Raw genomic sequence first — 23,077 nt, 5'->3', positions numbered from 1 at the left:
TTATGTCAAATAAATTTAATTAAATAATTGTTAGTATCGAGTAGTTAGTATCAAGTATCAAGACAATTTATGTGCCTGTTTCAGATTCGGTTATTAAAAATCTTGATACTTGATACTAAAATTTAGCATCAGGTATCAGGACAATTTACACGATAGTTTTAGATTCGGTTATTAAAAATCTTGATACTTGATACTAACTACTTAAGACTAAAATAGTAATTTAGGCCCTACCATGATATTATCAGATAAGCGCATTCTCGAAGAAATTGAAAAAGGAAGTATTATTATTGAACCCTTTAAACGCGAATGCCTGGGCACCAACTCTTACGATGTTCATTTAGGCAAGCACCTGGCCACTTACCGCGACAGGGTACTGGATGCCAAACTGCATAACGAGATTGATGGTTTTGAGATCCCCAAAGAAGGTTTTATCCTGCAGCCCAATACGCTTTACCTGGGCGTTACCATGGAGTATACTGAAACCCACAGTCATGTACCCTTCCTGGAAGGAAAATCAAGTACCGGCAGGTTAGGGATTGATATACATGCTACCGCGGGCAAAGGCGACGTAGGTTTCTGCAATACCTGGACGCTTGAAATTTCATGCGCCCAGCCTGTACGTATTTATGCAGGTATGCCTATTGGCCAGCTGATTTATTTTGTGGTTGAAGGCGATATTGAAACCATGTACAACACCAAAAGCAACGCTAAATATAATAATCCTACTACACGCCCGGTTGAAAGCATGATGTGGAAGAATAAATTTTAAACGATTTTTTTTTTGAACGATTAAACCATTGTTATTGGGGTAGGTCAAAGTGAAATTAAGCTTTGGATATGGCTTAAACACATCGTACATTAACCTTACATATAAACCTAAAACCTCACAACTCATCGCCTGATTAGATATTTTGTGTAGATTAAACTTTATTTACCATGATAACATTCAAAAAAGTATCTGTCGGCTTATTGATAACTGTGATTGCTACGGTAATTTTCGGTTTCACAGGCCCAGGCGATGATCTGCTCGGTAAACTGGTCGACCAGCTTTATAAGTGGCGTTCCGAGCATCCGCAGGAAAAAGTTTACCTCCATCTGGACAAACCTTACTATGCCGTTGGCGACGACATCTGGTTTAAGGCTTACGTAACCATTGGCAGCAAGCACCAGCTATCCGCTTATAGCGAAATTTTAAATGTCGATCTGATCGGCGAAGATGATTCAGTAAAGCGCAGCATTAAACTTCCACTCACCAGTGGCATAGCTTATGGCGATTTTGCCCTGCCTGATACGATGCAGGATGGCAACTACCGCATTAGAGCCTATACCAATTGGATGCGCAACGCTGGCGATGCCTATTTTTATGATAAAACTATCACTATATCCAAAGGCATCGGTAATACGGTTTTCACTAAAACCGAGTATACTTACGGCGAACAAAATGGAAAACAAAAGGTAAATGCCCTGATCAATTTTACCGATGCAAACGGATCGCCATATGCCGGTAATGAAGTAAGCTACCGCGTTGAATTGAATGGCAAAACAGTTTCTAAAGGCAAGGGCTTAACCAATGATAAAGGCGATTTAACTGCCTCATTTCTTAATACCACTCCAAACCCGGCAGCCACCGGTAACATTATTGCCAATATCAAACTCATCGATAAAAAGGTGATCACCAAGGTAGTGCCCATTAAAGCGGTATCTGCTAAAGTAGATGTACAATTTTTTCCGGAAAGCGGCACCCTGGTAAATGATGCCGGTTCAAAAGTAGCTTTTAAGGCCGTTGGAGCCGATGGCCTTGGTGTTGATGTAAAAGGTACGGTTATGGATGACCAAAACCAAACAGTAGCTACATTTAACAGTACCCACCTGGGCATGGGCGTGTTTAACTTAACCCCCATGAGTGGCAAAACTTATAAAGCCCATGTCATATTTGCTGATGGATCCACGGCTGATTTTAACCTGCCTAAAGCGGTTGATAATGCCTATGTTTTAAACATTGACAATTCTGCTGATGATAACGTGGTAGCAAAAATATTACCCGGATCTGCTACAGGACAAGGCACAGCTGCCGGAAGCCTGATGCTGGTAGCGCAAAGCAGCGGTGAAATTTATTATGCCGCTAAAAGTTCCGATAACAGTAAAACATTCAGGGCCGTTATTCCGAAGAGCAAATTCCCATCGGGCATTGTACAGTTCACTTTGTTTTCGGCCAATGGCGAACCATTGAATGAGCGTGTTGTATTTATTCAAAATCCAGATCACCTTAAATTATCGGTTTCGGCGCCTAAGCAGCAATTTGCGCCCCGCGAAAAAGTAACCATTAGTCTGAATGCGAAAGACAAAGATGACAAGCCCATTATCGGCAGCTTTTCAGCCTCAGTTATCGATCTGTCAAAAGTACCGGTTGATGAAACTACGGAAGAAAGTATTTTTTCGAACATATTACTAAGCTCCGACCTGAAAGGGTATATAGAAAAACCCGGTTATTATTTTGCAGATCAAAGCGCTAAAACTAAAGCCGATCTTGACGTATTGATGCTAACCCAGGGCTACCGTAGGTTTGAATGGAAACAGGTGATCAACGATACCTTCCCTCCTGTGGTTTATCAACCCGAAAAAACATTACAGGTAACCGGGCATTTAAAAACGTTTGGTGGCAAACCGGTACCTAACGGTAAGGTAACACTATTTACTACTGCCGGCGGCGTATTCATTTTAGATACTGTAGCTGATGCCCAGGGTAAATTCACTTTCAATAACCTGGTGTTTAGGGATAGCATCAGATTTGTAGTGCAAGCCCGTACGGCTAAGGATCGTAAGAACCTGGAGATAGAACTGGACAACATAGCTCCGCAAGCAGTAGGGAAAAATAAAAATGCCGCCGACATCCAGGTAAATGTGAGCGATGTCCGTTCGGTTTATCTACAGAACAGCAAAAAACTATTCAATGAGCAGGTAAAATATGGTATAGGGAACCATACCATCGTACTAAAAGAGGTGGTTGTAAAAGATACCCGCACCACGGCGGTAAAACATTCATCAAACTTAAACGGAGCAGGTAATGCCGACCAGGTTTTAACCTATAAAGACCTGGAGAATATGGGCGGCAATCTTTCCAATATACTACAAGGCCGGCTCCTGGGAGTACAGTTTCGCGGGGGCAAACCCTATTCAACCCGTGGCGGTGGCCCTATGCAAATAGTGGTCGACGGTATTTATATGGAACCAGACTACCTGGACAATATAGTAGTATCGGATATTGCCAGTATTGAAGTTTTACGTTCAGTGGGCAATACTGCCATATATGGTTTCAGAGGTGGTGGTGGAGTTTTGGTGATCACTACTAAACGTGGCGACGAAGGATCCGTTTATAATCGCTATGCTCCCGGCGTAGTTACTTACTCGCCTAAGGGATATTATAAAGCGCGGGAGTTTTATTCGCCTCAATATGATGACCCGAAAACAAATGCACAAATGCAGGATCTGCGATCGACCATATACTGGAATCCTAAGATCATCACTGATAAAGATGGTAATGCTTCGATGTCCTTCTTTAATGCCGATGCCAAAGGTACCTACCGCGTAATTATTGAAGGCATTGACGCCGACGGTAACCTGGGCCGGCAGGTATTTAAATATAAGGTGGAGTAGATTGGAAGTTAAAAGTTAAAATTCAAAAATAAAAAGTCAAAACCCGGTATGGATTTTGACTTTTTATTTATTCAGCTATTTCACTTATCCGGATGCCTCAGTACGAAAGTTTTTTTGACTTTTGAATTATTACTTAGCCAGGTAAAATTTCTCCCAGAAATCAACAGATCTGGCCAATTCGCTGCGGCCGCTTTCCGCCCCGCCAGCACCCGCTCCGCCGCCACCACGACCACCCCTGCCGCCGCGACCACCGCCGCCCATTCCGCCGCCACGACCGCCTCTGCCCCCGGCACCACCTGCCCCAAAGCCACCGCTTTGATGATCGGGATTTTCGGCACCATCACCTTTGGCCCTTTGTAAGCCGTTTATTTTAAAGTTAAATGCCCATTCATTTTTAGCGATGTCATCTGCATGAAAAAATTGTAAGGGTATGGCCATCTCATAAACCAGGTTACCTTCGGCATCATAATCAATCGCGGCTTTAATACCATAGGTGTTTGAGGTAGTTATCATGTCACCTTCAATATCTTTAAAACCTACCACTTTTATATTGCGTAGTTTGGTTACACGTTCACGTATCAGCTCATCGCGATCTTCTTTGGTAATATCGCCGCCTGGGTTATCCCGTTTTCCAAATGTTGGAGGCGTTCCCGGATCGGCCAGTGGAAAAGTAAGGGAAAAACTTTCCTTTTTTTTGCCCTTTGTATCAATGCTCAAGGTAATTCCCGCGTTTAAAGTCCGGATCTGATCCATACGGTCACTGATCCTTATAGCAGCGTAAAGCATAGTTTGATCATTGGCCAGCGTGTAATTGATCTTTTTTTCGTCGTTGAAATACCGCAAACTGTCGCCCCAGTCTTTCAGGTTACCATCAATAGTAACCGGTGCGGATGGGGTTTTTAATGTCGATTGGGCATTTTTCGCGGTTTGGGCATGCATTACACCGGTAGTTATTAACTGTAAGGTACATACTAAAATAAGATGAGGAGCGATTTTTTTCATTGGGTTGGGGCGTTTAGGGTTTTTGATCGGCCTATATTGTAACATGATTTTTAAGCCCATAAAACACAATTTTAACACTTTTATTATTGTTTTTGAGTAAATTTGTAGTTACGTATGCCAACCGAAACACAGGAAGAAACACTCACACTCGAAGAGATACTGGCAGGACTTAAAGAAGTTCACCGTCTGATATTGTGGAACGATGATTTTAACACCTTTGATCACGTGATCCATTGCATGATGAAGTATCTCGATTACTCAGAAACACAAGCCGAAAAAATTGCCTGGAAGGTACACAACGAAGGCAAATGCGCGGTATTGGAAGGTTCATTTACCGAAATGGAGATCTACCGTAAAATACTGCAGCAGGAAGGCCTCACTGTAAGTGTGGAGTAAACCCTTTTGATTTCGGAATTCGGATGTTCGATTTGGGATTTAGATTTTTCGATATTGTTAGTTATGATAAAAAGAATTGCCTTTTTGCCTGCTTTGACCTTATTGGTGATCTGCTTCACCAATTGCAGGTCAAACGCGCAAAGCAAAAATTTAAAGTTGATTTTTATCCGCCATGCCGAGAAACCTGACGATGGTGATAATCTGTCATGTACTGGCTTAAACCGGGCACTAAAACTACCGGCAGTTTTGAAAGCCAAATTCGGTTTGCCCGATCGGGTTTACGTCCCTGCCTTGCATTTGGGTAAATCAACTCCCCGGGCGCGCATGTTTCAAACCATTTCGCCTTTTGCCATTAAGTATAACTTAACCATCAATAGTGTATTTGAAGAAGAGGACACAAAGGACATAGCCGAGGAACTTACCGGTCGAAAAGGTACCATTTTGGTGGTATGGGAACATAACGAGATCCCATCTATATTAAAAAAGCTCGGCCTAAAGATTAAAGACCTGCAATGGCCCGATAGTGATTATGATACCATTTGGGTGGTAACCTTTAAAAACGACAAACCCGTTTTAACAGTTGATAAGGAAGGAATAAAACCCGCTGCAACTTGTAGTTTTTAAGATTTACTATGCAAAGCCAGGGACCGTGCATCTTACCGTTTTGATTTCCTAAATCTCATTAAAATAAGGCTACTCCGTCGGAGTAAAAGCTTTGTAGAAAACAAACGATAAGAATTAAGCATGCCATAGGTATGCAACCTAAGTAAAGTACCTACGGCACTGGTCTTGAAACTGATTTATTCTACAAAGCTTGAACCCTGATGGGGTTTGCGAAATCTCTTAGTTTAATCACATTTAAACTCTCCCTTCAGTGGACCGGGGGCTTAACACTCCGGCAAGCTAATTGGGATGTTGATAGCCAATCCCCCGTCTGATGTTTCCTTATATTTGGAGTTCATGTCAAGGGCGGTTTGCCACATGGTTTTTACCACTGCATCCAAGCTCACCTTAGCTTTTTCGGGGTTACTCTGCAAAGCCAGCTGCGAAGCTGTTATGGCTTTGATAGCGCCCATGGTATTGCGTTCGATACATGGAATTTGCACCAGTCCGCCTATCGGATCACAGGTGAGGCCCAGGTGATGCTCCATCGCTATTTCGGCAGCCATGAGTACCTGTCTTTGCGTACCACCCATACACTCGGTAAGCGCTGCTGCGGCCATGGCTGATGACACCCCGATTTCGGCCTGGCAGCCACCCATTGCTGCCGATATAGTAGCTCCTTTTTTAAAGATACTGCCAATTTCTGAAGCAGTGAGTAAAAACTGGATGATACGCTGATCGGTATTACCTTCGCAAAAAACAATATAATATTGTAGTACCGCAGGTATAACACCGGCCGCGCCATTGGTAGGCGCAGTAACCACTCTGCCAAACGAGGCATTCTCTTCATTTACAGCCAGCGCAAAACAACTTACCCAATCCAGTATATTTTTAAAACTTTCGCCTGTTTTACGGATGGCTACAACCCATTCATCATAATTTGTATAAGTGTTATTTCCTATTAATTTGCTGTTGAGTTTAAAAGCACGCCGGGCCACGTTTAAACCGCCCGGTAATTGTCCGGTGGTATGGCAGCCACGATAAATGCACTCTTTCAAGGCTTTGAAAATATTAAGCACACCACTACGGGTTTCCTGCTCACTGCGCCAGGCCAGCTCGTTCTCCATTACTACTTCCGATATTTTGAGCCCGGTTTTGATGCACCAATGCAGCAGATCGGCAGCGGTATCAATAGGGAAAGGCAAATCAACCTCTTGTTTGATCTGATTAGATCCACCGTCTTTTACCACAAAGCCACCGCCTATGGAGTAATAGGTTTCTGAAACAGCCTTCCCATTATTCAGAAAAGCCTGAAAAGTTACCGCGTTGGGGTGAAAAGGAAGACTCTCGTTAAACAGGAAAAGCAGATCATCAGCCACTGAAAAAGTAATGGCTTGAACGCCCCCAAGCTGTAATTTATGGGTTGCTGTAATATCCCCTATTTTTGATGTTATCTGATCAACCTCAAAAGTTACCGGATCATCGCCGCTCAGTCCTAATAGTATGGCAATATCGGTACCATGACCACGACCTGTTTTAGCCAACGAACCGTAAAGCAGTATTTTTACCTGTTCAACCAGGGGCAAAACAGCTTGTTGTTCAAGTGACTGCACAAATTGCTGCGCCGCCCGCCAGGGACCCAATGTATGTGAACTGGAAGGCCCTATGCCTATCTTGAACATATCAAAAACCGAAATTTGTTCTCTCTGCATCAGGTCAAAATTATGAATAAAATGTCATTCATGCTTTGTAATAAAAAAGCGATGCGTTTAATTTTTATTTAAATATTTTATAATTTGCGGTTAATCAAAAACACTCAAACAATCACTTAAACCAAAATCAAATGCAAGATTACGATCCTTCATCAGCAGCCTCGTCCGGAATATTTTTTGCAATATTCATGGCATGTATTATTCCTGCAATAATTGTTGGAGTTATCTCCATCATTGGCATGTGGAAAATATTTGAAAAGGCCGGCAAACCCGGCTGGGCATCAATAATTCCTATCTATAGTACCATTGTACTTTTAGAAATTATTGGCAAACCTATATGGTGGATATTTCTACTGCTAATTCCATGTACAGGCATTGTTTTCATCCCCTGGACAATTAACCTCTTAAGCAAAAGCTTCGGTCAAGGCATTGGCTTTACGCTTGGGATTATGTTTCTATCATTTATCTTTCTTCCACTTCTAGGCTTTGGTAACTATCCATATTTAGGTCCTGCCGGCGCCGGGTTTGTGGGTGCTAAACCATTTGATCCATCAACCAATTACCAGGATCCGTTCAACACTAATCCGCCTCCGTCACAGGTGTAATGTTGTTCAATAATAGCCCTTTACAAATATTTTGCAGCCAGGCCGGTTTTATCCACTGGCTGCAAAATCATTTGCTCCCCTGCCCTTTTAAATACTTAACCGGGATCGACTGCCCCGGCTGCGGTTTTCAACGCGCGGTAGTTGCCTTATTGCAGGGTAATCTTCAAAAAAGTTTCGCGCTGTATCCTCCGGCCATTCCACTCCTGTTCTTCTTCGCCTACGGTATCGCCGATGGCTGTTTTAAACTGGATACCCCCAAATCAACCATCAAGAAAACCTTGTTCATGATTATGGGTAGTATTGTACTGATTAGCTACGGCATTAAAATGTGGGAGGTATATGGCCATTACAAAACGTCGGCCTGAGCTATAATGTGGGTGTAATCTTTAATAATAGTTTGCAAAAACAACATGTTATTCATTTCGGCGGGAGGATTGATATTCAGCAGATCTTTGATGCGTTGCGCCATATTATATACCAGCATGCTGTTACCGCTTTTAACATAATTGTTGATCACTTCGTTTATCAGTTCTATATCCTGTTCACTTAACCTGGCAGCATCCGGAAATGCAGGCTGATAATTATCATCTGCCGGTTTAAAGGCGATGTTTTGCATTTTGGTGCGGGGCACGGTCCTGATGAGTGTAGTACCGGCCACCATGTCGCCAACACGCTGCGATTTGTCTGACACGGCTATGCATATCAACGCGCACAAATTACTGGTTAAGGTAAAATCAACTATCCGGAATAACCAGCGCATGAGGTATTGCCCCAGGCGTGGTCTGGCGCCATCCAGGCTTATTACCTTTATTTTCATGATCTTTTTACCCACACTTTGCCCATTCATGGCTAATTCACATATCAGATCATAAAAAACAAATAATACGGCATAAATAATTAACATTATACCAAGCCCAATACCACTGCTTCCTCTTTCCATTCCACCCGCCGAACCAATAGCTATAAGTGTAGCTATAATAATCACCACAAACATAGCCAGATCAATAATATAGGCCACAATGCGTTCGCCTAAACCGGCTACCTCGTAATCAATATCTATGTTTTGTGTGGTGGTTACCTTTATCGTTTGCATATGATTCAAATATAAAATGTAAATCTGTCTTTTTTAGTTGTTATATAGCTCTTTTATAATTATTTTAACTAACAATTTTTTACACGGCTATTCATGCGGGGACCCCATTTTGTAAAGCAAAACTCCAAAAATGAACAGGCTTTAAGCAGGACTCTTCTAATGATCCCTAAGGAGCTTGCCGATAGATTCATCAAGATAACCGACGACTTGGCTTATGCCCAAACATTTCATCCCCAGATAAAAACCGGTGTTGTGGTCCACTTGTAATTATTATAATTGTGGCGGCGCTCGTTGCGATTGGCTATTTTTTTATATGGAGCCCGTTATGCCTTTACCCGGCTATTCAGGTACTTTTTATCCTTTGGAAAATTATAACCAAAATATAAAGTATACAACAGGATTAAAAAATATGGGAATTTCTTTTATTGCTCCACATCGGCAAGTAGTTCGGCAATTACTAAGCGCATAATCAGATATCCACTGGCAAAACCCCAGGTTAAGAAGTAGATAATAATTCCTCCGGAAAGGATGATGGCGGGATCTGCCGACTGCAGTGTTTTTGGGTGAAGGCTAATCCCCTGGCCCATGCGGGTTGCAATTTTCATGATGTAAGGCGGAATTTCTTTCAGTTGAACGAGGCCTGCGCCAATGATGACTTTGGTGAGCCAGTCGGATATCTGCGTCAGGTTGGTGTTTTCCTGAATCATTTTTTGTGAAATGTTTTTCATAACAGAAGCTGCAGGAACAACAGGTATCAGTGGGGCAGGCGGGAATTGTACATCCGGTGAATTTCCGGGTTGCGCCGGCAGATTTTCTGCGGGAACCGGAGCTGCAGCAGGTACACGGCTTACCATGGACCCGGCAACTGGCGGCTGTGAAGCGGAAACAATCTTGGGAACACCAAAAATAAACCCGCCTAAGGCGCCCAGCACAAAATAAGCACCGGCCCAAATCAGCGCTGAGCCAATATTAATTTTTTCATCACATCCATTAAAAATGATGATAAAAATGAATCCTAAAACAACCCCTGAGATTACCCAAAAGGTAGTCCAGAAATAGGTCTGGAATTTAAAATTCTTGAACATGTGATTGATGGTTTAAAGGTTTATAATAATAAATGTATAATTATTTTTGCACTTAAGGGTGGATCCAACCAGAATATATTAAAATATAAAATGTAAATCTGTCTTTTTTAGTTGTTATATAGCTCTTTTGTAATTATTTTAACCAAATAATTATTTACACGGCAATTCATGCGGGAACCTCTTTTTGTAAAGCAAAACACTCAGAAATGGACCAGCTTTGAGCAGGAACCAACCCAAGATCCTGACGAACTTGCCGACAGGTTTATCCAGATAACCGATGACCTGGCTTATGCCAAAACATTTTACCCCAAATCAAAAACTACCGCTTACCTTAACGGGCTTGCGGCCGGTTTGCATCAATCCATTTATAAAAACAAAAGCGAAAAGAGCAACCGATTCCTCACTTTTTGGAAGTATGAGCTGCCCCTGTTGTTCAAAACCTATCAAAAGCAGTTGCTTTATGCCTTCCTGTTTTTTATGGTTTTTTGTTTGATAGGTGCATTATCAGCCAAATATGATGAGAATTTTGTACGCCTGATCATGGGCGACCAATACGTGGATATGACTAATGCCAACATCATGAAAGGCGACCCTTTTGGCGTATACAAAAATGGCAGCGAAACATTGATGTTTTTAGGCATAGCCGCTAACAACATTTACGTATCCCTTGTAACCTTTGTAAGCGGTATCATCTTTACCGTTGGTACGGTTTATTATCTTTTCCGTAACGGTATTATGCTTGGCTCGTTCCAGTACTACTTTTTTAGCAAAGGGTTAGGGGCAAAATCCATCCTGGTGATCTGGATACATGGCACGCTGGAAATTTCGGCCATTATTATAGCGGGTGCTGCAGGCATCATCCTGGGCAACAGCTTATTGTTCCCTAAAACTTACAAACGTATAGTATCTTTAAAAAGAGGGGCTAAAGACGGCATGAAGGTAGCCATTGGCATTATCCCCATATTAATTGTAGCGGCGTTTTTTGAGGGCTTTGTAACCCGGCATACCGAAATGCCGGTATGGCTTAGTATTACTATATTAGCATCGTCACTATTGTTCATTATATGGTATGTGATCATATACCCAAACATAATTTATAAAAAAACCCAAACCACCTATCATGCAACCCAAAGTTGAATTAGCCCGGATCCGCGATTTTGGCGAAATTATAAGCGACACCTTTTTATTTGTAAGGCAGAATATTAAACCACTGCTCAAATACTTTTTTATCTTCTGTGGTATTTTTATAGCCGGAGGTATCATCAGTGCCTCGCTGTTCCAGTTAAAATGGACAGGCACCATGAACAGCATACGTGACGGCGCATTTAATACCAATGAATACAGGCCATCGCCATTTAGCTTTTTTGGGCCCGAGTACTTTTTGTTTATCCTTTTTATAATACTCATCTATAACACCACAATTGTTACCTTTTTAAGCTATATAGCCTTATACAAAGAGAAAGATAAGCAGGTACCTACAACCGAGGAGATGTGGGGATATATTAAATATTACTATCTGAAGGTGTTGGGCAGTTCTTTTCTGCTTAATTTATTGCTGGGTATCGCATTGGTATTTTGCCTGGTACCCGGATTTTATCTTGCCCCTATTTTCGCGTTGATATTGCCGATCATGGTGATGGAGAATACCAGCTTTAGCTACGCCTTTAACCGCAGCTTTTTCCTGATCAAAGAAAATTGGTGGGTAACATTTGGTTCATTGATAGTGATATGGATAATTTTTTATGTGGCTATGATGGCAGTTACCATGCCTGCAAGTATACTGAATGGTATAAGTGTAGCAATGCATTGGACACTTTCTAAACCATTTGCAATACTTACGGTTGTACTGCAGCAACTTTGTCAGCTATTTATGGTAATACCGGTAACCGCCTTGTCGCTTTGCTATTTTAATTTAACCGAAAGCAAGGATGGAACCAGCTTAATGGATAAGATAAGCAAGCTGGGCAATACCCCAACCAACACTGATTTACCTGCCGAAGAATATTGATCATGCTGCGCTTGTTGTGTACCATTATTTTTGTGCTGTTTGCTTATACAAGCAATGGGGCCGCTCTGGCTGTTAAACCTGTTAAACAACCGCTCGTGCTTAAACCCGACACGACAAGGGTAAGTGTGCGCCATTTTGATAACGCTGTTATTACCGCGCACAGCAAACAGCCCGAATTTCAGTACAAGGATGATACAGATACCACACCCTCCTGGTGGGACCGTTTCTGGCATTGGTTCTGGAATTTGTTTAAGCCTTTAAAACTGAGCAAGCATGCTATGAGCCCCTTTTTGAGGATCCTGCTATATTTTCTGCAATACTTGTTTTTGGCCGCGGGTTTGGCTGCCGTGGTGTTCCTGGTTCTTAAACTCATGGGTATTGATATGCTTGGCGTTTTCAGGCGTAAATCCATGTCGGCCAATTTGTCTTTCACCGAATCATTGGAGAATATTCACGACATTAACTTCGACGATGAAATTGAAAGGGCCGTTGCCCAGCATAATTACCGCCTGGCTGTACGCATGCTTTACTTAAAAAGCTTAAAACAGCTAAGCGATGCGCATTTGATCAAATGGCAAATTGATAAAACAAACAGCACCTATATTGATGAACTGACCAATGCTCATCAGCGCCAGCTTTTCAGCTCGTTAACCTTGCAGTTTGAATATGTTTGGTACGGCGAATTTGTTATAGACGGACAAACTTTCAAAAACATCAATACCGTATTCCAGGACTTTAACAAAGGCATAGTATGAGAGACTTTAAGATCTATATCACTATTGCCAGCCTGTTACTGATCGGTTATGTAGTAGCTCAGTATAACAAACCCCAACCGGTTAACTGGCAGTCAACCTTGTATTATCAGGACAAGATCCCCTTTGGTACTTATTTATTGTACGACAGGCTGAAAGATATTTATCCGGGTGCCGAATTAACCAGAACCAACAAATCAGTTTATAATGTTTTTCATGGCGACAGCCTGCAACAGGGAAACTACATCATTATAGCCAAAAGCATTACGCTTAATAAGTTTGATTTTGAGGCGATGGTAAAATATATCAAAGCCGGAAACTCGGTATTCATGTCGGCTTTTGAGTGGCGCGGGTTTATTACCGATACTTTACAGATAGAGAGCCGGGCGGAGTATGCCAAAAAGAATGTATCCATCAACTTTACCAATCCACAGTTGAAGGCGGCCAACAACTATGTATTTAAGCGTGATATTGCCAACCAGTATTTTTCGGCGCTCGACACTGCAAAAGCTACGGTTATAGGTAAAAACTATGCAGATCATTGCACTTTTTTAAGTTATAAATTTGGGAAAGGTACGCTATACCTGTGTGCCACACCTGATGTTTTTACCAATTACAGCCTGCTAACCCCGCAAGGAGCCGATTATGTATCGAAGGCTCTGTCGTACCTACCTAAAGCCCAATATGTTTACTGGGACCAATTTCAAAATGGTGATATTCAAGAGGATGAATCGCCATTACGCGTATTTTTCAGAAACCCTGCTTTACAGTGGGCTTATTACCTGAGCCTGGCCAGCATACTCCTATTTGTTTTTTACGAGATGAAACGCCGTCAGCGCGTGATCCCAGTAATTGAACCGCTGCCAAATTCTACGCTTGATTTTGTTACAGTAGTGGGCCAGGTATATTATGAAAAACGCAACAATGCCAACATCGCCCATAAAAAGGTTATTTACCTGCTTGATCATATCAGAGAGCGCTACCGCTTAAAGACCAGCAAACTCGACCAGGGATTTATCGGTATCCTATCGCAAAAAACTGGTATCGATGCTGGTTTTGCCAGCTCGCTGATCAATGCTGTAAATTACATCAGCGTTCAGCAGCAAGTAACCGATAGGGAATTGATTGAATTGAATAAATTGACAGAAGAATTTTACAGCCAAACCGGATATAATGGAAAATGAGAATTTTGAAAACAGAACCGATCTGAGCAAACTCAGTAACGCGGTTAATCAAATTAAATATACACTTGCCCAGATCATCGTAGGGCAACAGGATTCTATCGACCTGCTGATCGCAGGCATCCTGGCCGATGGGCACATCCTGATAGAAGGTGTACCGGGTGTGGCCAAAACATTAACCGCCAAGCTCATCTCCAAAGCTATTGATGCCAAATACTCTCGTATACAATTTACGCCCGATCTGATGCCTTCGGATATCTTAGGCACTTCGGTATTTAACCCCAAAAGCACGGAGTTTGAATTTAAGCAGGGACCCATTTTTGGCAACATTATCCTCATAGATGAAATTAACCGTGCCCCGGCCAAAACCCAGTCGGCTTTGTTTGAGGTGATGGAGGAACGCCAGGTGACTATCGACGGGCATACCTATAAAATGCAGGAACCATTCACCGTGCTGGCCACACAAAACCCGGTAGAGCAGGAAGGCACCTACCGTTTACCCGAGGCCCAGCTGGACAGGTTTTTGTTTAAAGTAGAGATCAAATATCCAACGCTGGAAGAAGAGATTGCCATTATCACCCGCCAGCATCAGCAAAAAACAACCGACCAGTTAAGTCATATACAGCCGGTTTTATCAGGCGGAGATATTATCGCGCTTCGGCAACAGGTACGGGCTTTTCATGTAGAGGCCAAGCTGCTGGAGTTTACCGCTAAGATCATTTACGAAACCCGCAACCATAAATCATTGTTCCTGGGTGGTTCGCCGCGTGCATCATTGGCCATGATCAACGCTGCTAAAGCCGTTGCCGCTATTAAAGGCCGCGATTTTATTACACCTGATGACATTATTTACGTAGCTGCCCCGGTGCTAAGGCACCGTATTATGCTTACACCGGATAAGGAGATGGAAGGCGTAAGTCCGGATGATGTGGTAGCACAGATCATACAGAAATTGGAAATACCGAGATAAAACGAGAATTAAGAAGTGAGAGTCAAGAATCAAGATAACCCAAATCCCCAATACGTCATTGCGAGCGATAGCGTGGCAATCCCCTATTTACAGAGCGGCTCTGTATATTGGGGATTGCTTCGTTCCTCGCAATGACGAATTGGAGAGGATAGTTAAACATATAGTGAAAAAATTCATCAGCCTCTTTTATAGAAACCTCTTTTTAACAAACCGCCTGTTTGCCGCTTTAACCTGCAGTGTGGTGTTGTTTTTATTGTCGTTCTTTTTCCCGTGGCTGGGGCTTATCCCAACACTGGCATTTTGGGTGCTGATCATATTATTTTTGATAGATGTGCTGCTGCTGTACCGCACGGCAAACGGGGTATTTGCCAAACGCCATGCGCCCGAACGCCTGAGCAACAGCGATAACAACGACCTGGGTGTTTATATCGAAAACTGGTATGGTTTCCCTGTTAGCGTTGGCATTATTGACGAGATCCCCTTCCAGTTTCAAAAGCGCGATATCTGGTTTAAAACCAATCTGAAACCGCGCGAAAAAAAACTCATCAATTATGTATTGAGGCCAACGCGTCGGGGCGAATATGAATTTGGCGATATCCGGGTGTATGTTAAATCGCCTATAGGCTTTATCAGGCGGCGCTATAATTTTGAACAAGCAGAAATACTGCCGGTATACCCATCCTTTCTGCAGATGCGTAAGTATGAGCTGATGGCCATATCCAACCGGCTCACAGACATCGGTATTAAAAAAATACGCCGCATTGGGCATAGTATGGAGTTTGAGCAGGTAAAAAGCTACGTTCAGGGCGATGATTACCGCACCATCAACTGGAAAGCCACCGCAAGGCAGGGTAACCTGATGGTTAATTCATACACCGACGAAAAATCACAGCATGTATACTGTGTTATTGATAAATCAAGGGCCATGAAAATGCCTTTTGAGGGGTTGAGCCTACTGGATTATGCCATCAATGCCAGCCTGGTACTGTCAAATGTGGCGTTATTAAAAGAGGATAAGGCCGGGCTGATCACCATATCTGAAAAGCTTGGAACCGTAATACCTGCCGAAAGACGGCCAGCGCATCTGAACAAGATACTGGAAGCTTTATATAAAGAGAAAACGCGTTACCTGGAAACCAATATGGAGCTACTGTTTGCCACTGTACGTAAAGTGATCAAGCAGCGCAGCCTGGTGGTATTTTTCACCAATTACGAAAGCCTGAACGCCCTGCACAGGCAACTCCCATTTTTAAAAAGAATAGCCAGATACCACCTGCTGCTGGTTGTATTTTTTGAAAATACCGAGCTCAAAAAGTTAAGCGAGCAACCTGCCGCCGATGTGGAAGGCATCTACATAAAAACCATAGCCGAAAAATTTGCCTACGATAAAAAACTCATCGTAAAGGAGCTGGCCAAACATGGTATACAATCTATCCTGAGCGCCCCGCAAAACCTCACTATCAATACCATTAACCGGTACCTGGAAATTAAGGCTAAGCAGAAGATTTAAGGGCAAGAGAGAATCAAGAGATTAGAGTCAAGAATCAAGAGATAAGGCTGTCATGCTGCTTGTCGAAGCATGGTGGGCCAAGCCTCTGCGCGCGATCCTTCGACAAGCTCAGGATGACAGGCCATTTCCCCCAACACGTCATTGCGAGGAGGAACGACGTGGCAATCCCCGACTTACAAAGACACCCTGCAAGTCGGGGATTGCCACGCTGCGCTCGTATGACGTGTTGGAGAAGGCGATACTCGAATTATCCTGATTCTTGACTCTACTTCTTGATTCTCTTCCCAACCTATCCTGCTTTCGGGAACGCAATACCGGCGCTTCCCAGGTCTTTGATGATCTTTTCCTGCAGGGTCCATTTGGCGGTTAAAAAATTGCCTGGCTGAACCCATACGTTGACAACATACCTGATGGAATCGATCTCCAGGCTGTTGACGCCTACTTTTGAAGCCGGTGTTTTTAGCAGACCCGTGGTGGTATTGATCGCATTTTCGATAATCCCTCTTACTTTTTCAACATCGTTGGCATAACCTACCTTCACTTCAAAATCAAGGCGGCGCTTACCTTCGCGGGTTACGTTAATGATAACCTCATTAAACAGTTTGCCGTTGGGGATAATAACCGTTTTGTTATCGGCGGTAAGTAAAACCGTGTAGAACATCTGTATAGAGGTTACGGTGCCGTCCTGGCCCTGGGCCAAAATGCTGTCATTAAGCTCAAATGGTTTTAGTAACAGTATCAGTACACCACCTGCAAAGTTTTGAAATGTACCAGACAGCGCCAAACCGGCAGCCACACTGAACGCGCCGATAATGGTAGTAAAAATGGTCATTTCCCAGCCAATAATATTCATTACCCATATCACCAGCAGCACATAAAGCGCGGTAATGGTAAGGCTCAGAAAAAAGGGCTGTAAGGATGAGTGGATACCTCTTCTGATCATCCGGTTGCGCATCCTGGTGCGGATAAGCTTGATGACCCAAAGACCAATAAAAAATATGATGATCCCGCCTACGTAATTTGGCCCGCGGGTAACCAGCCAATGATGAAACTCCTGATAAAATTCTTCTACTTTCATAATATGAAAGCAAAGGTAAAAATTTTATTTACCGTAAATAGTAACAAATAGCTCAGGGCCTTTGATCAGCACCCAATCTACTATGGTACTGCGCACTAATTTTGATGTTTGAACTATTTTTTTCATGATTACTTTACCATACACAAATCCTGTGCCCGGAATACAAGTTTCAGATTTGTTACGCAAAAATACGGAAGCCAGATCAAGTAAATAATAAAAACTAATCAAATGATTAACTCGTGACTATCCGTTTACTTTTTCATGACCAACAAGGGTATAAAAAACAAAACGCCTGTATGCTTTTGCATACAGACGTTTTGTTTGATGTGCAGATATGCAGATTTTAAATGTGCAGATAAACTGATGACTATATATTAATCATTTGCACATCTGCACATTTATCTAACACCCCCTTCAGGGGGCTGGGGAGCTTACATCATGCCGCCCATGCCGCCGCCACCCATTGGTGGACCACCAGCTGGAGCATCTTCAGGATCATCAGCTAATACAACTTCTGTTGTTAACAACATAGCCGCGATTGAAGCTGCGTTCTCTAAAGCTACACGACCTACTTTAGTTGGATCGATAACACCTGCACCGATCAGGTTTTCATATTTGTCGGTACGTGCGTTATAACCAAAATCGGCAGTGCCTTCTTTAACTTTTTGCACAACGATAGAACCTTCGATACCAGCGTTTTCGCAAATCTGACGTAAAGGTTCTTCAATAGCACGACGGATGATCTGGATACCAGTGTTCTCGTCTTCATTATCACCTTTAAGGTTAGCCAAAGCAGCTACCGCACGGATGAAGGCAACGCCACCACCTGCAACAATACCTTCTTCAACAGCCGCGCGGGTTGCATGTAAAGCATCGTCAACACGATCTTTTTTCTCTTTCATTTCTACCTCTGTAGCAGCACCTACGTACAATACAGCAACACCGCCAGATAATTTGGCTAAACGTTCCTGTAATTTTTCGCGGTCATAATCAGATGTAGTTGACTCGATCTGAGATTTGATCTGGCTTACACGGCCTTTGATCTCATCGGCAGAACCAGCACCATTGATGATCGTAGTATTATCTTTGTCAATAACGATCTTTTCAGCAGTACCTAAGTAAGAAAGATCGGCATTTTCTAATTTGTAACCTCTTTCTTCAGAGATCAAAGTACCACCAGTCAGGATAGCGATATCCTCTAACATAGCTTTACGACGATCGCCGAAGCCTGGAGCTTTAACAGCAGCCACTTTCAGTGAACCACGGATTTTGTTAACTACCAAAGTAGCTAAAGCTTCGCCGTCAAGATCTTCGGCAATGATCAGCAACGGTTTGCCGGTTTGTACTTGTTTCTCCAGGATAGGAAGTAATTCTTTCATCGAAGAGATCTTTTTATCATAGATCAGGATGTAAGGATTTTCCAGTTCCACTTCCATTTTATCGGCGTTGGTTACAAAGTATGGAGAAAGGTAACCACGGTCAAACTGCATACCTTCTACAGTTTTAACTTCAGTTTCGGTACCTTTTGCTTCTTCAACGGTAATTACACCGTCTTTACCAACTTTAGCCATAGCTTCGGCAATTAACGAACCGATAACCTCGTCGTTATTTGCAGAAATAGCAGCAACTTGTTTGATCTTGTTATTGTCCTCACCAACAGTTTGTGATTGAGCTTTTAAGTTCTCCACAACAACCACTACAGCTTTGTCGATACCGCGTTTCAAATCCATTGGGTTAGCGCCAGCTGCAACATTTTTAATACCTGCAGTAACAATAGCCTGAGCTAAAACCGTAGCGGTAGTAGTACCGTCACCAGCAATGTCAGCAGTTTTTGAAGCTACTTCTTTCACCATCTGGGCACCCATGTTTTCTAAAGCATCTTTTAGTTCGATCTCTTTAGCCACAGTTACACCATCCTTAGTGATAGCCGGTGAACCGAATTTTTTATCAATAATTACGTTACGACCTTTAGGACCTAATGTTACTTTAACCGCGTTGGCTAAAATATCAACACCGCGTTTTAGAGCGTCGCGTGCTTCAACATTGTATTTAACTTGTTTTGCCATTTTTTTAGTTATTGAATTATTGAGTTAGTGAATTAGTGATTTGAGCTTCACTACCTAATAATTGTTTTTTGATTTTAATTTAAATTGGGGTTTCTTTTGATGATCTGTAAATAAAAATTCACTAAATCACTAATTCACCCATTCACTAATTAAAGTACCGCGTAAATATCAGATTCGCGCATGATCAGATACTCTTTACCTTCATAAGTAATTTCGGTACCTGCGTATTTTCCATATAAAACCTGGTCACCAACTTTTACGGTTAAAGGCTCATCTACTTTACCATCGCCTACTGCAACGATAGTTCCACGCTGAGGTTTTTCTTTAGCGGTATCCGGGATGATAATTCCCGAAGCGGTCTTCTCTTCGGCAGCTGCAGCTTCCACCACAACTCTGTCGCCGATTGGTTTAATGTTTAATGACATAGTTATATCTGTTTATTTTATTTAAGTTTCGTGTGCAATTCCTCATCAATTATGCCAAGCAAATACAATGGTCAATATTGACAGGCTAAACTGTTGTAATGTCAGCTAAAGGTTATTTTATTTTTGACACTTAACAATCTTTTAATATCCCAGTGCCATCGTGTCAGTTACCAGCTTTTGAAGATCAACGGGATTTTACACGTTTAAGGCTGCTCGCAGGATATCTATAACCCCGAGTGCAATATTACTATCAAAAATTATTACGGGTTCTAAATTAATAACATCTCATACTATCAGCAATAAAGCATGTCATTTTCCCTTCAAAACTCATTTGAGTTTTATTCACAAAAAAAGGCTTTGGACGTATCCAAAGCCTTTTTTATTCTTTTAACCTTATGCTTATTTAGCCGGTTTTGCATCTGGCTTAGCCGGTGCAGGTGTTGGTGTTGAAGGTAAGCTCAATGGTGCACTTGCAGGCGCGCTTGGTTTTGAAGCTTTTTCAATTTGCTCTTTCAATGCCGGGTTACCGCTGCTTGCTGATGAACCACCTTTTACAGCCACGTTAATGGCCAGTGATAAAACCATTACACTAATGGCCAGCACCCAGGTACCTTTTTCTAAAAAATCGCCTGTTTTTTGTACACCCATCAATTGTGATGAGCTGGAGAAATTTGATGATAAACCACCACCTTTAGGGTTTTGGATCAGCACAATAAGGCCTAAAAGGATGCAAACGATAATGGTAATGATAATTAAAACTAAATACATTTCTTTATATTAATTGGTTTTCTTTTCTAACTGTTCAATTTGGGTGGCAAAGTAACGGCTTTTTTCCGGGAATTTCAACATCAATTTTTTATAAGTAGCTATTGCTTTGTGGTAAAGCATTTGGTCGGCGTAAATCTGGGCCAATGTTTCGCTTACCAGATCGTTACGATCCTCCGAGCTCTTTTTGGCTTTATTCTCATTATCCAGTTTATCTATAGCTGGCGGCCGTATTTGGGGCTCTTCCTGTATAAAGCGTTCAATGATAATATCTTCTTTCCGTTTTACTTCGGGACCATCCGGTTGAGGTGTTTTTTCCAGTTCCTCTAATGACCGTACATGGAAAATATTTTCAACATACTGCTGCTGCAGTGCATCGGTGGCAGGTTCTTTTACGCTATTGTTCTGTTGTATCCGGACTGGCTGTGCAGGAGCCGGTGCAGGATTGGTATAAGGCTGATAAGTTTCGGCATACTCTTTACGGGTCTTATCCAACCACCACATAAAGGTATAAGGCATTTTTTCGTCGTCGTATTTGGATACGTGCTGACTTTCGGTATCTGTCGCGGTGCTGCCATTGGCATGCGTTGCCGGCTCAGAAATCAGCGGCAGAGCATCTTCCTCTTTTACCTCTTCATGGTGTCTCTGATCAGCGATCGATTTATCAAACATAAAGTAATCGCTGCCTGCTATGCTGCCAATCACCCAATCTTCTGATATCGCATCGGGTTCGTTTACTTTTGTTTTTTCATCGGCAATCACTGGCTCCTGTGCCTTTTCATGCTCGTGCGCGGGAATGTGGATATGCTCAATGCCTAATATCTCGTCATACACCTCATCATCAATACCGTCATGAGGGGGCGCAACTGCTTTTGCCGGTTCATCAATACCTCTTATTTCGTCGTATACCTCGTCTTCAATTTCATGATGAGCAGGTGAAACCGGAGCTACCGGTTCAGTTGTTACCGACTGGTTTTGCAGATGCTCTTCTTCGGCTTCGGCTGGTGTCCTGTTTTTATTTACAAACTGATCTTCGGCATGAAGCTCCGCGGCAACAGGTTCATTTGTTACCATATTTTCGGATACCTGCCCACTATTAAAATAGTTTTCACCGGTATGAACGAAGCGTTCACTGCTTTGATGGCTGCCGGTATCAGCAGAATGACCCACAATTTGTGCCGGTGATACTACGGCCAGATTGTCGGCCTCATGCGTAAGTTTATATAAAAGCCGCGGATCAAAATAAGCGGCAGCCTGCTTCAGATCAGTGCTATTACCCGCACGGGCAAGCACAGCGCGCAGTAAGCCACTCTGCGGGAATTCATTAACCAACTGCTGCAAATTATAGCTATGCTGCTGCCCTGTATTGGCCGGATTAGCCAACAATTCCAATAGTATTCCGTTCTGCCTGTTATTCAAGTCTTGCTCCACGTGGTTGAAAGTACGAATTGCCTACCAATTAGAAAAGGCTTTGTTAAAAATATCTTCTGTTATTTTATCCGTTATGGTTCTTATCAGGCTTTGCTCCTGTGCCCCTATGTCCCCTTTATAATCCTGATAATTGGTAAATGTTTCTTCAAAAGAAAGCTTTTTCTCGGCAGGAGTCTTTGCTGTATTGTAAACAAATTTAACTCTTACAGTAATCGTCAGCCTGTTCGCATCGGCAATAGGGGCCACATTATTGGCTACCGCCTGGATAGAAACCGGCGCTATGGTATACCCTATGATACTGCCCGACAAGGTAGCATCCGCATCCGCATTACGGGAAATACTTAGCCGGCTTTGGTTACGTATCCTCGTCTTTAATCCTTCTGTAAAGTTCTGACTTAAATTGGCTACCACCAGGGGCGAATTATTTTCAAAAAACTGCACATCAAGGGTTTTCATACCCGGAGGGATAGAAGCATTTCGGAGCGTATAGCAAGATGATAGCAGCAAGCTTAATGAACAAACAGCAATAACCCCTAATAACCTGAAAATTTTCATTCTGTAAATTCTAAATCCTAATCTTTAAATTCTAAAAATTAAATTCTAAACTCTAAAACATAAGTTCTAAACTCTAAAACATAAATTCTAAATTGCTTGGCATTTTTGATCACCACTCACCACTCACCACTCACCACTCACCACTCACCACTCACCACTCACCACTCACCACTCACCACTCACCAC

22 protein-coding genes are annotated in these 23,077 nt (G+C 42.5%); 12 read left to right on the top strand and 10 right to left on the bottom strand.

Annotated features, from left to right (window positions below; translation table 11 throughout):
* Window positions 1-232 precede the first annotated feature (232 nt).
* Both dcd and AB6735_RS26100 read left to right on the top strand, forming a co-directional pair.
* Window positions 233-769 carry a dCTP deaminase gene (dcd, locus tag AB6735_RS26105; protein ID WP_370999135.1) on the top strand — a complete coding sequence of 179 codons (537 nt, stop codon included), beginning with the start codon at window positions 233-235 and terminating at the stop codon, window positions 767-769.
* Between the two features lie 167 nt (window positions 770-936).
* Window positions 937-3,654 carry a TonB-dependent receptor gene (locus AB6735_RS26100; protein WP_370999134.1) on the top strand — a complete coding sequence of 906 codons (2,718 nt, stop codon included), beginning with the start codon at window positions 937-939 and terminating at the stop codon, window positions 3,652-3,654.
* 129 nt (window positions 3,655-3,783) lie between these two features.
* Here the strand turns inward: AB6735_RS26100 and AB6735_RS26095 are convergent, their stop codons facing one another.
* The gene (locus tag AB6735_RS26095) at window positions 3,784-4,656 is read right to left on the bottom strand and encodes a hypothetical protein (protein WP_370999133.1); all 873 of its coding nucleotides are present in this window, start codon (window positions 4,654-4,656) and stop codon (window positions 3,784-3,786) included.
* Between the two features lie 114 nt (window positions 4,657-4,770).
* Here AB6735_RS26095 and AB6735_RS26090 point away from each other — a divergent pair, with 114 nt between their 5' ends.
* Both AB6735_RS26090 and AB6735_RS26085 read left to right on the top strand, forming a co-directional pair.
* Window positions 4,771-5,052 carry an ATP-dependent Clp protease adaptor ClpS gene (locus AB6735_RS26090; RefSeq protein WP_166091644.1) on the top strand — a complete coding sequence of 94 codons (282 nt, stop codon included), beginning with the start codon at window positions 4,771-4,773 and terminating at the stop codon, window positions 5,050-5,052.
* Between the two features lie 63 nt (window positions 5,053-5,115).
* Entirely contained in the window at window positions 5,116-5,676 is a 561-nt protein-coding gene (locus AB6735_RS26085; RefSeq protein ID WP_370999132.1) for a histidine phosphatase family protein, read from the top strand.
* Window positions 5,677-5,939: 263 nt separating this feature from the next.
* Here AB6735_RS26085 and AB6735_RS26080 read toward each other — a convergent pair whose 3' ends face one another.
* Window positions 5,940-7,367: an L-serine ammonia-lyase gene (locus AB6735_RS26080; protein ID WP_370999131.1), complete on the bottom strand. Its 1,428-nt coding sequence runs from the start codon at window positions 7,365-7,367 to the stop codon at window positions 5,940-5,942.
* Window positions 7,368-7,498: 131 nt separating this feature from the next.
* On the opposite strand from AB6735_RS26080, the gene AB6735_RS26075 reads away from it, so the two are divergent.
* Window positions 7,499-7,972 carry a DUF5684 domain-containing protein gene (locus AB6735_RS26075; RefSeq protein ID WP_370999130.1) on the top strand — a complete coding sequence of 158 codons (474 nt, stop codon included), beginning with the start codon at window positions 7,499-7,501 and terminating at the stop codon, window positions 7,970-7,972.
* Window positions 7,972-8,337: a DUF2752 domain-containing protein gene (locus AB6735_RS26070; protein WP_370999129.1), complete on the top strand. Its 366-nt coding sequence runs from the start codon at window positions 7,972-7,974 to the stop codon at window positions 8,335-8,337. Before AB6735_RS26075 ends, AB6735_RS26070 begins: the two co-directional genes overlap by 1 nt.
* Here AB6735_RS26070 and AB6735_RS26065 read toward each other — a convergent pair.
* Complete coding sequence (locus tag AB6735_RS26065) at window positions 8,319-9,065, bottom strand: RDD family protein (protein WP_370999128.1); 747 nt, start codon at window positions 9,063-9,065, stop codon at window positions 8,319-8,321. The genes AB6735_RS26070 and AB6735_RS26065 overlap by 19 nt on opposite strands.
* 422 nt (window positions 9,066-9,487) lie before the next feature.
* On the bottom strand, window positions 9,488-10,150 hold the full coding sequence (locus tag AB6735_RS26060) for a hypothetical protein (RefSeq protein WP_370999127.1): 663 nt from the start codon (window positions 10,148-10,150) through the stop codon (window positions 9,488-9,490).
* A gap of 168 nt (window positions 10,151-10,318) precedes the next feature.
* Here AB6735_RS26060 and AB6735_RS26055 point away from each other — a divergent pair, with 168 nt between their 5' ends.
* The 6 genes from AB6735_RS26055 to AB6735_RS26030 all read left to right on the top strand — a co-directional run bounded on the left by AB6735_RS26055 (window position 10,319) and on the right by AB6735_RS26030 (window position 16,571).
* Window positions 10,319-11,287, top strand: a complete 969-nt coding sequence (locus AB6735_RS26055; protein ID WP_370999126.1) for a stage II sporulation protein M — start codon at window positions 10,319-10,321, stop codon at window positions 11,285-11,287.
* Entirely contained in the window at window positions 11,271-12,158 is an 888-nt protein-coding gene (locus tag AB6735_RS26050) for a hypothetical protein (protein WP_370999125.1), read from the top strand. Before AB6735_RS26055 ends, AB6735_RS26050 begins: the two co-directional genes overlap by 17 nt.
* Window positions 12,159-12,160: 2 nt before the next feature.
* On the top strand, window positions 12,161-12,913 hold the full coding sequence (locus tag AB6735_RS26045; RefSeq protein ID WP_370999124.1) for a hypothetical protein: 753 nt from the start codon (window positions 12,161-12,163) through the stop codon (window positions 12,911-12,913).
* The gene (locus tag AB6735_RS26040; RefSeq protein ID WP_370999123.1) at window positions 12,910-14,094 is read left to right on the top strand and encodes a DUF4350 domain-containing protein; all 1,185 of its coding nucleotides are present in this window, start codon (window positions 12,910-12,912) and stop codon (window positions 14,092-14,094) included. The genes AB6735_RS26045 and AB6735_RS26040 overlap by 4 nt, the downstream gene beginning before the upstream one ends.
* A complete protein-coding gene (locus AB6735_RS26035) occupies window positions 14,084-15,061 on the top strand; it encodes an AAA family ATPase (protein ID WP_370999122.1) in 978 nt (325 codons plus the stop codon). The genes AB6735_RS26040 and AB6735_RS26035 overlap by 11 nt, the downstream gene beginning before the upstream one ends.
* A gap of 163 nt (window positions 15,062-15,224) precedes the next feature.
* A complete protein-coding gene (locus AB6735_RS26030) occupies window positions 15,225-16,571 on the top strand; it encodes a DUF58 domain-containing protein (protein WP_370999121.1) in 1,347 nt (448 codons plus the stop codon).
* Window positions 16,572-16,860: 289 nt separating this feature from the next.
* Here the strand turns inward: AB6735_RS26030 and AB6735_RS26025 are convergent, their stop codons facing one another.
* The 6 genes from AB6735_RS26025 to AB6735_RS26000 form a co-directional block, all read right to left on the bottom strand.
* Window positions 16,861-17,649 carry a mechanosensitive ion channel family protein gene (locus AB6735_RS26025; RefSeq protein WP_370999120.1) on the bottom strand — a complete coding sequence of 263 codons (789 nt, stop codon included), beginning with the start codon at window positions 17,647-17,649 and terminating at the stop codon, window positions 16,861-16,863.
* Between the two features lie 431 nt (window positions 17,650-18,080).
* A complete protein-coding gene (gene groL, locus AB6735_RS26020) occupies window positions 18,081-19,715 on the bottom strand; it encodes a chaperonin GroEL (protein ID WP_370999119.1) in 1,635 nt (544 codons plus the stop codon).
* Between the two features lie 149 nt (window positions 19,716-19,864).
* Window positions 19,865-20,140: a co-chaperone GroES gene (groES, locus tag AB6735_RS26015; RefSeq protein ID WP_076375713.1), complete on the bottom strand. Its 276-nt coding sequence runs from the start codon at window positions 20,138-20,140 to the stop codon at window positions 19,865-19,867.
* 399 nt (window positions 20,141-20,539) lie between these two features.
* Entirely contained in the window at window positions 20,540-20,908 is a 369-nt protein-coding gene (gene secG, locus AB6735_RS26010) for a preprotein translocase subunit SecG (RefSeq protein WP_370999118.1), read from the bottom strand.
* 9 nt (window positions 20,909-20,917) lie between these two features.
* Window positions 20,918-22,324: a hypothetical protein gene (locus AB6735_RS26005; protein WP_370999117.1), complete on the bottom strand. Its 1,407-nt coding sequence runs from the start codon at window positions 22,322-22,324 to the stop codon at window positions 20,918-20,920.
* A 33-nt stretch (window positions 22,325-22,357) separates the two neighbouring features.
* Window positions 22,358-22,891 (bottom strand): LptE family protein, encoded by a 534-nt coding sequence (locus AB6735_RS26000; protein ID WP_370999116.1) that lies wholly within the window; start codon window positions 22,889-22,891, stop codon window positions 22,358-22,360.
* Window positions 22,892-23,077: the final 186 nt, after the last annotated feature.

The organism is Mucilaginibacter sp. RCC_168, from assembly GCF_041355315.1.
GTDB lineage: Bacteria > Bacteroidota > Bacteroidia > Sphingobacteriales > Sphingobacteriaceae > Mucilaginibacter.
The sequence above is the reverse complement of the archived record's forward strand: the minus strand, read 5'-3'. Positions and strand labels throughout refer to the sequence as shown.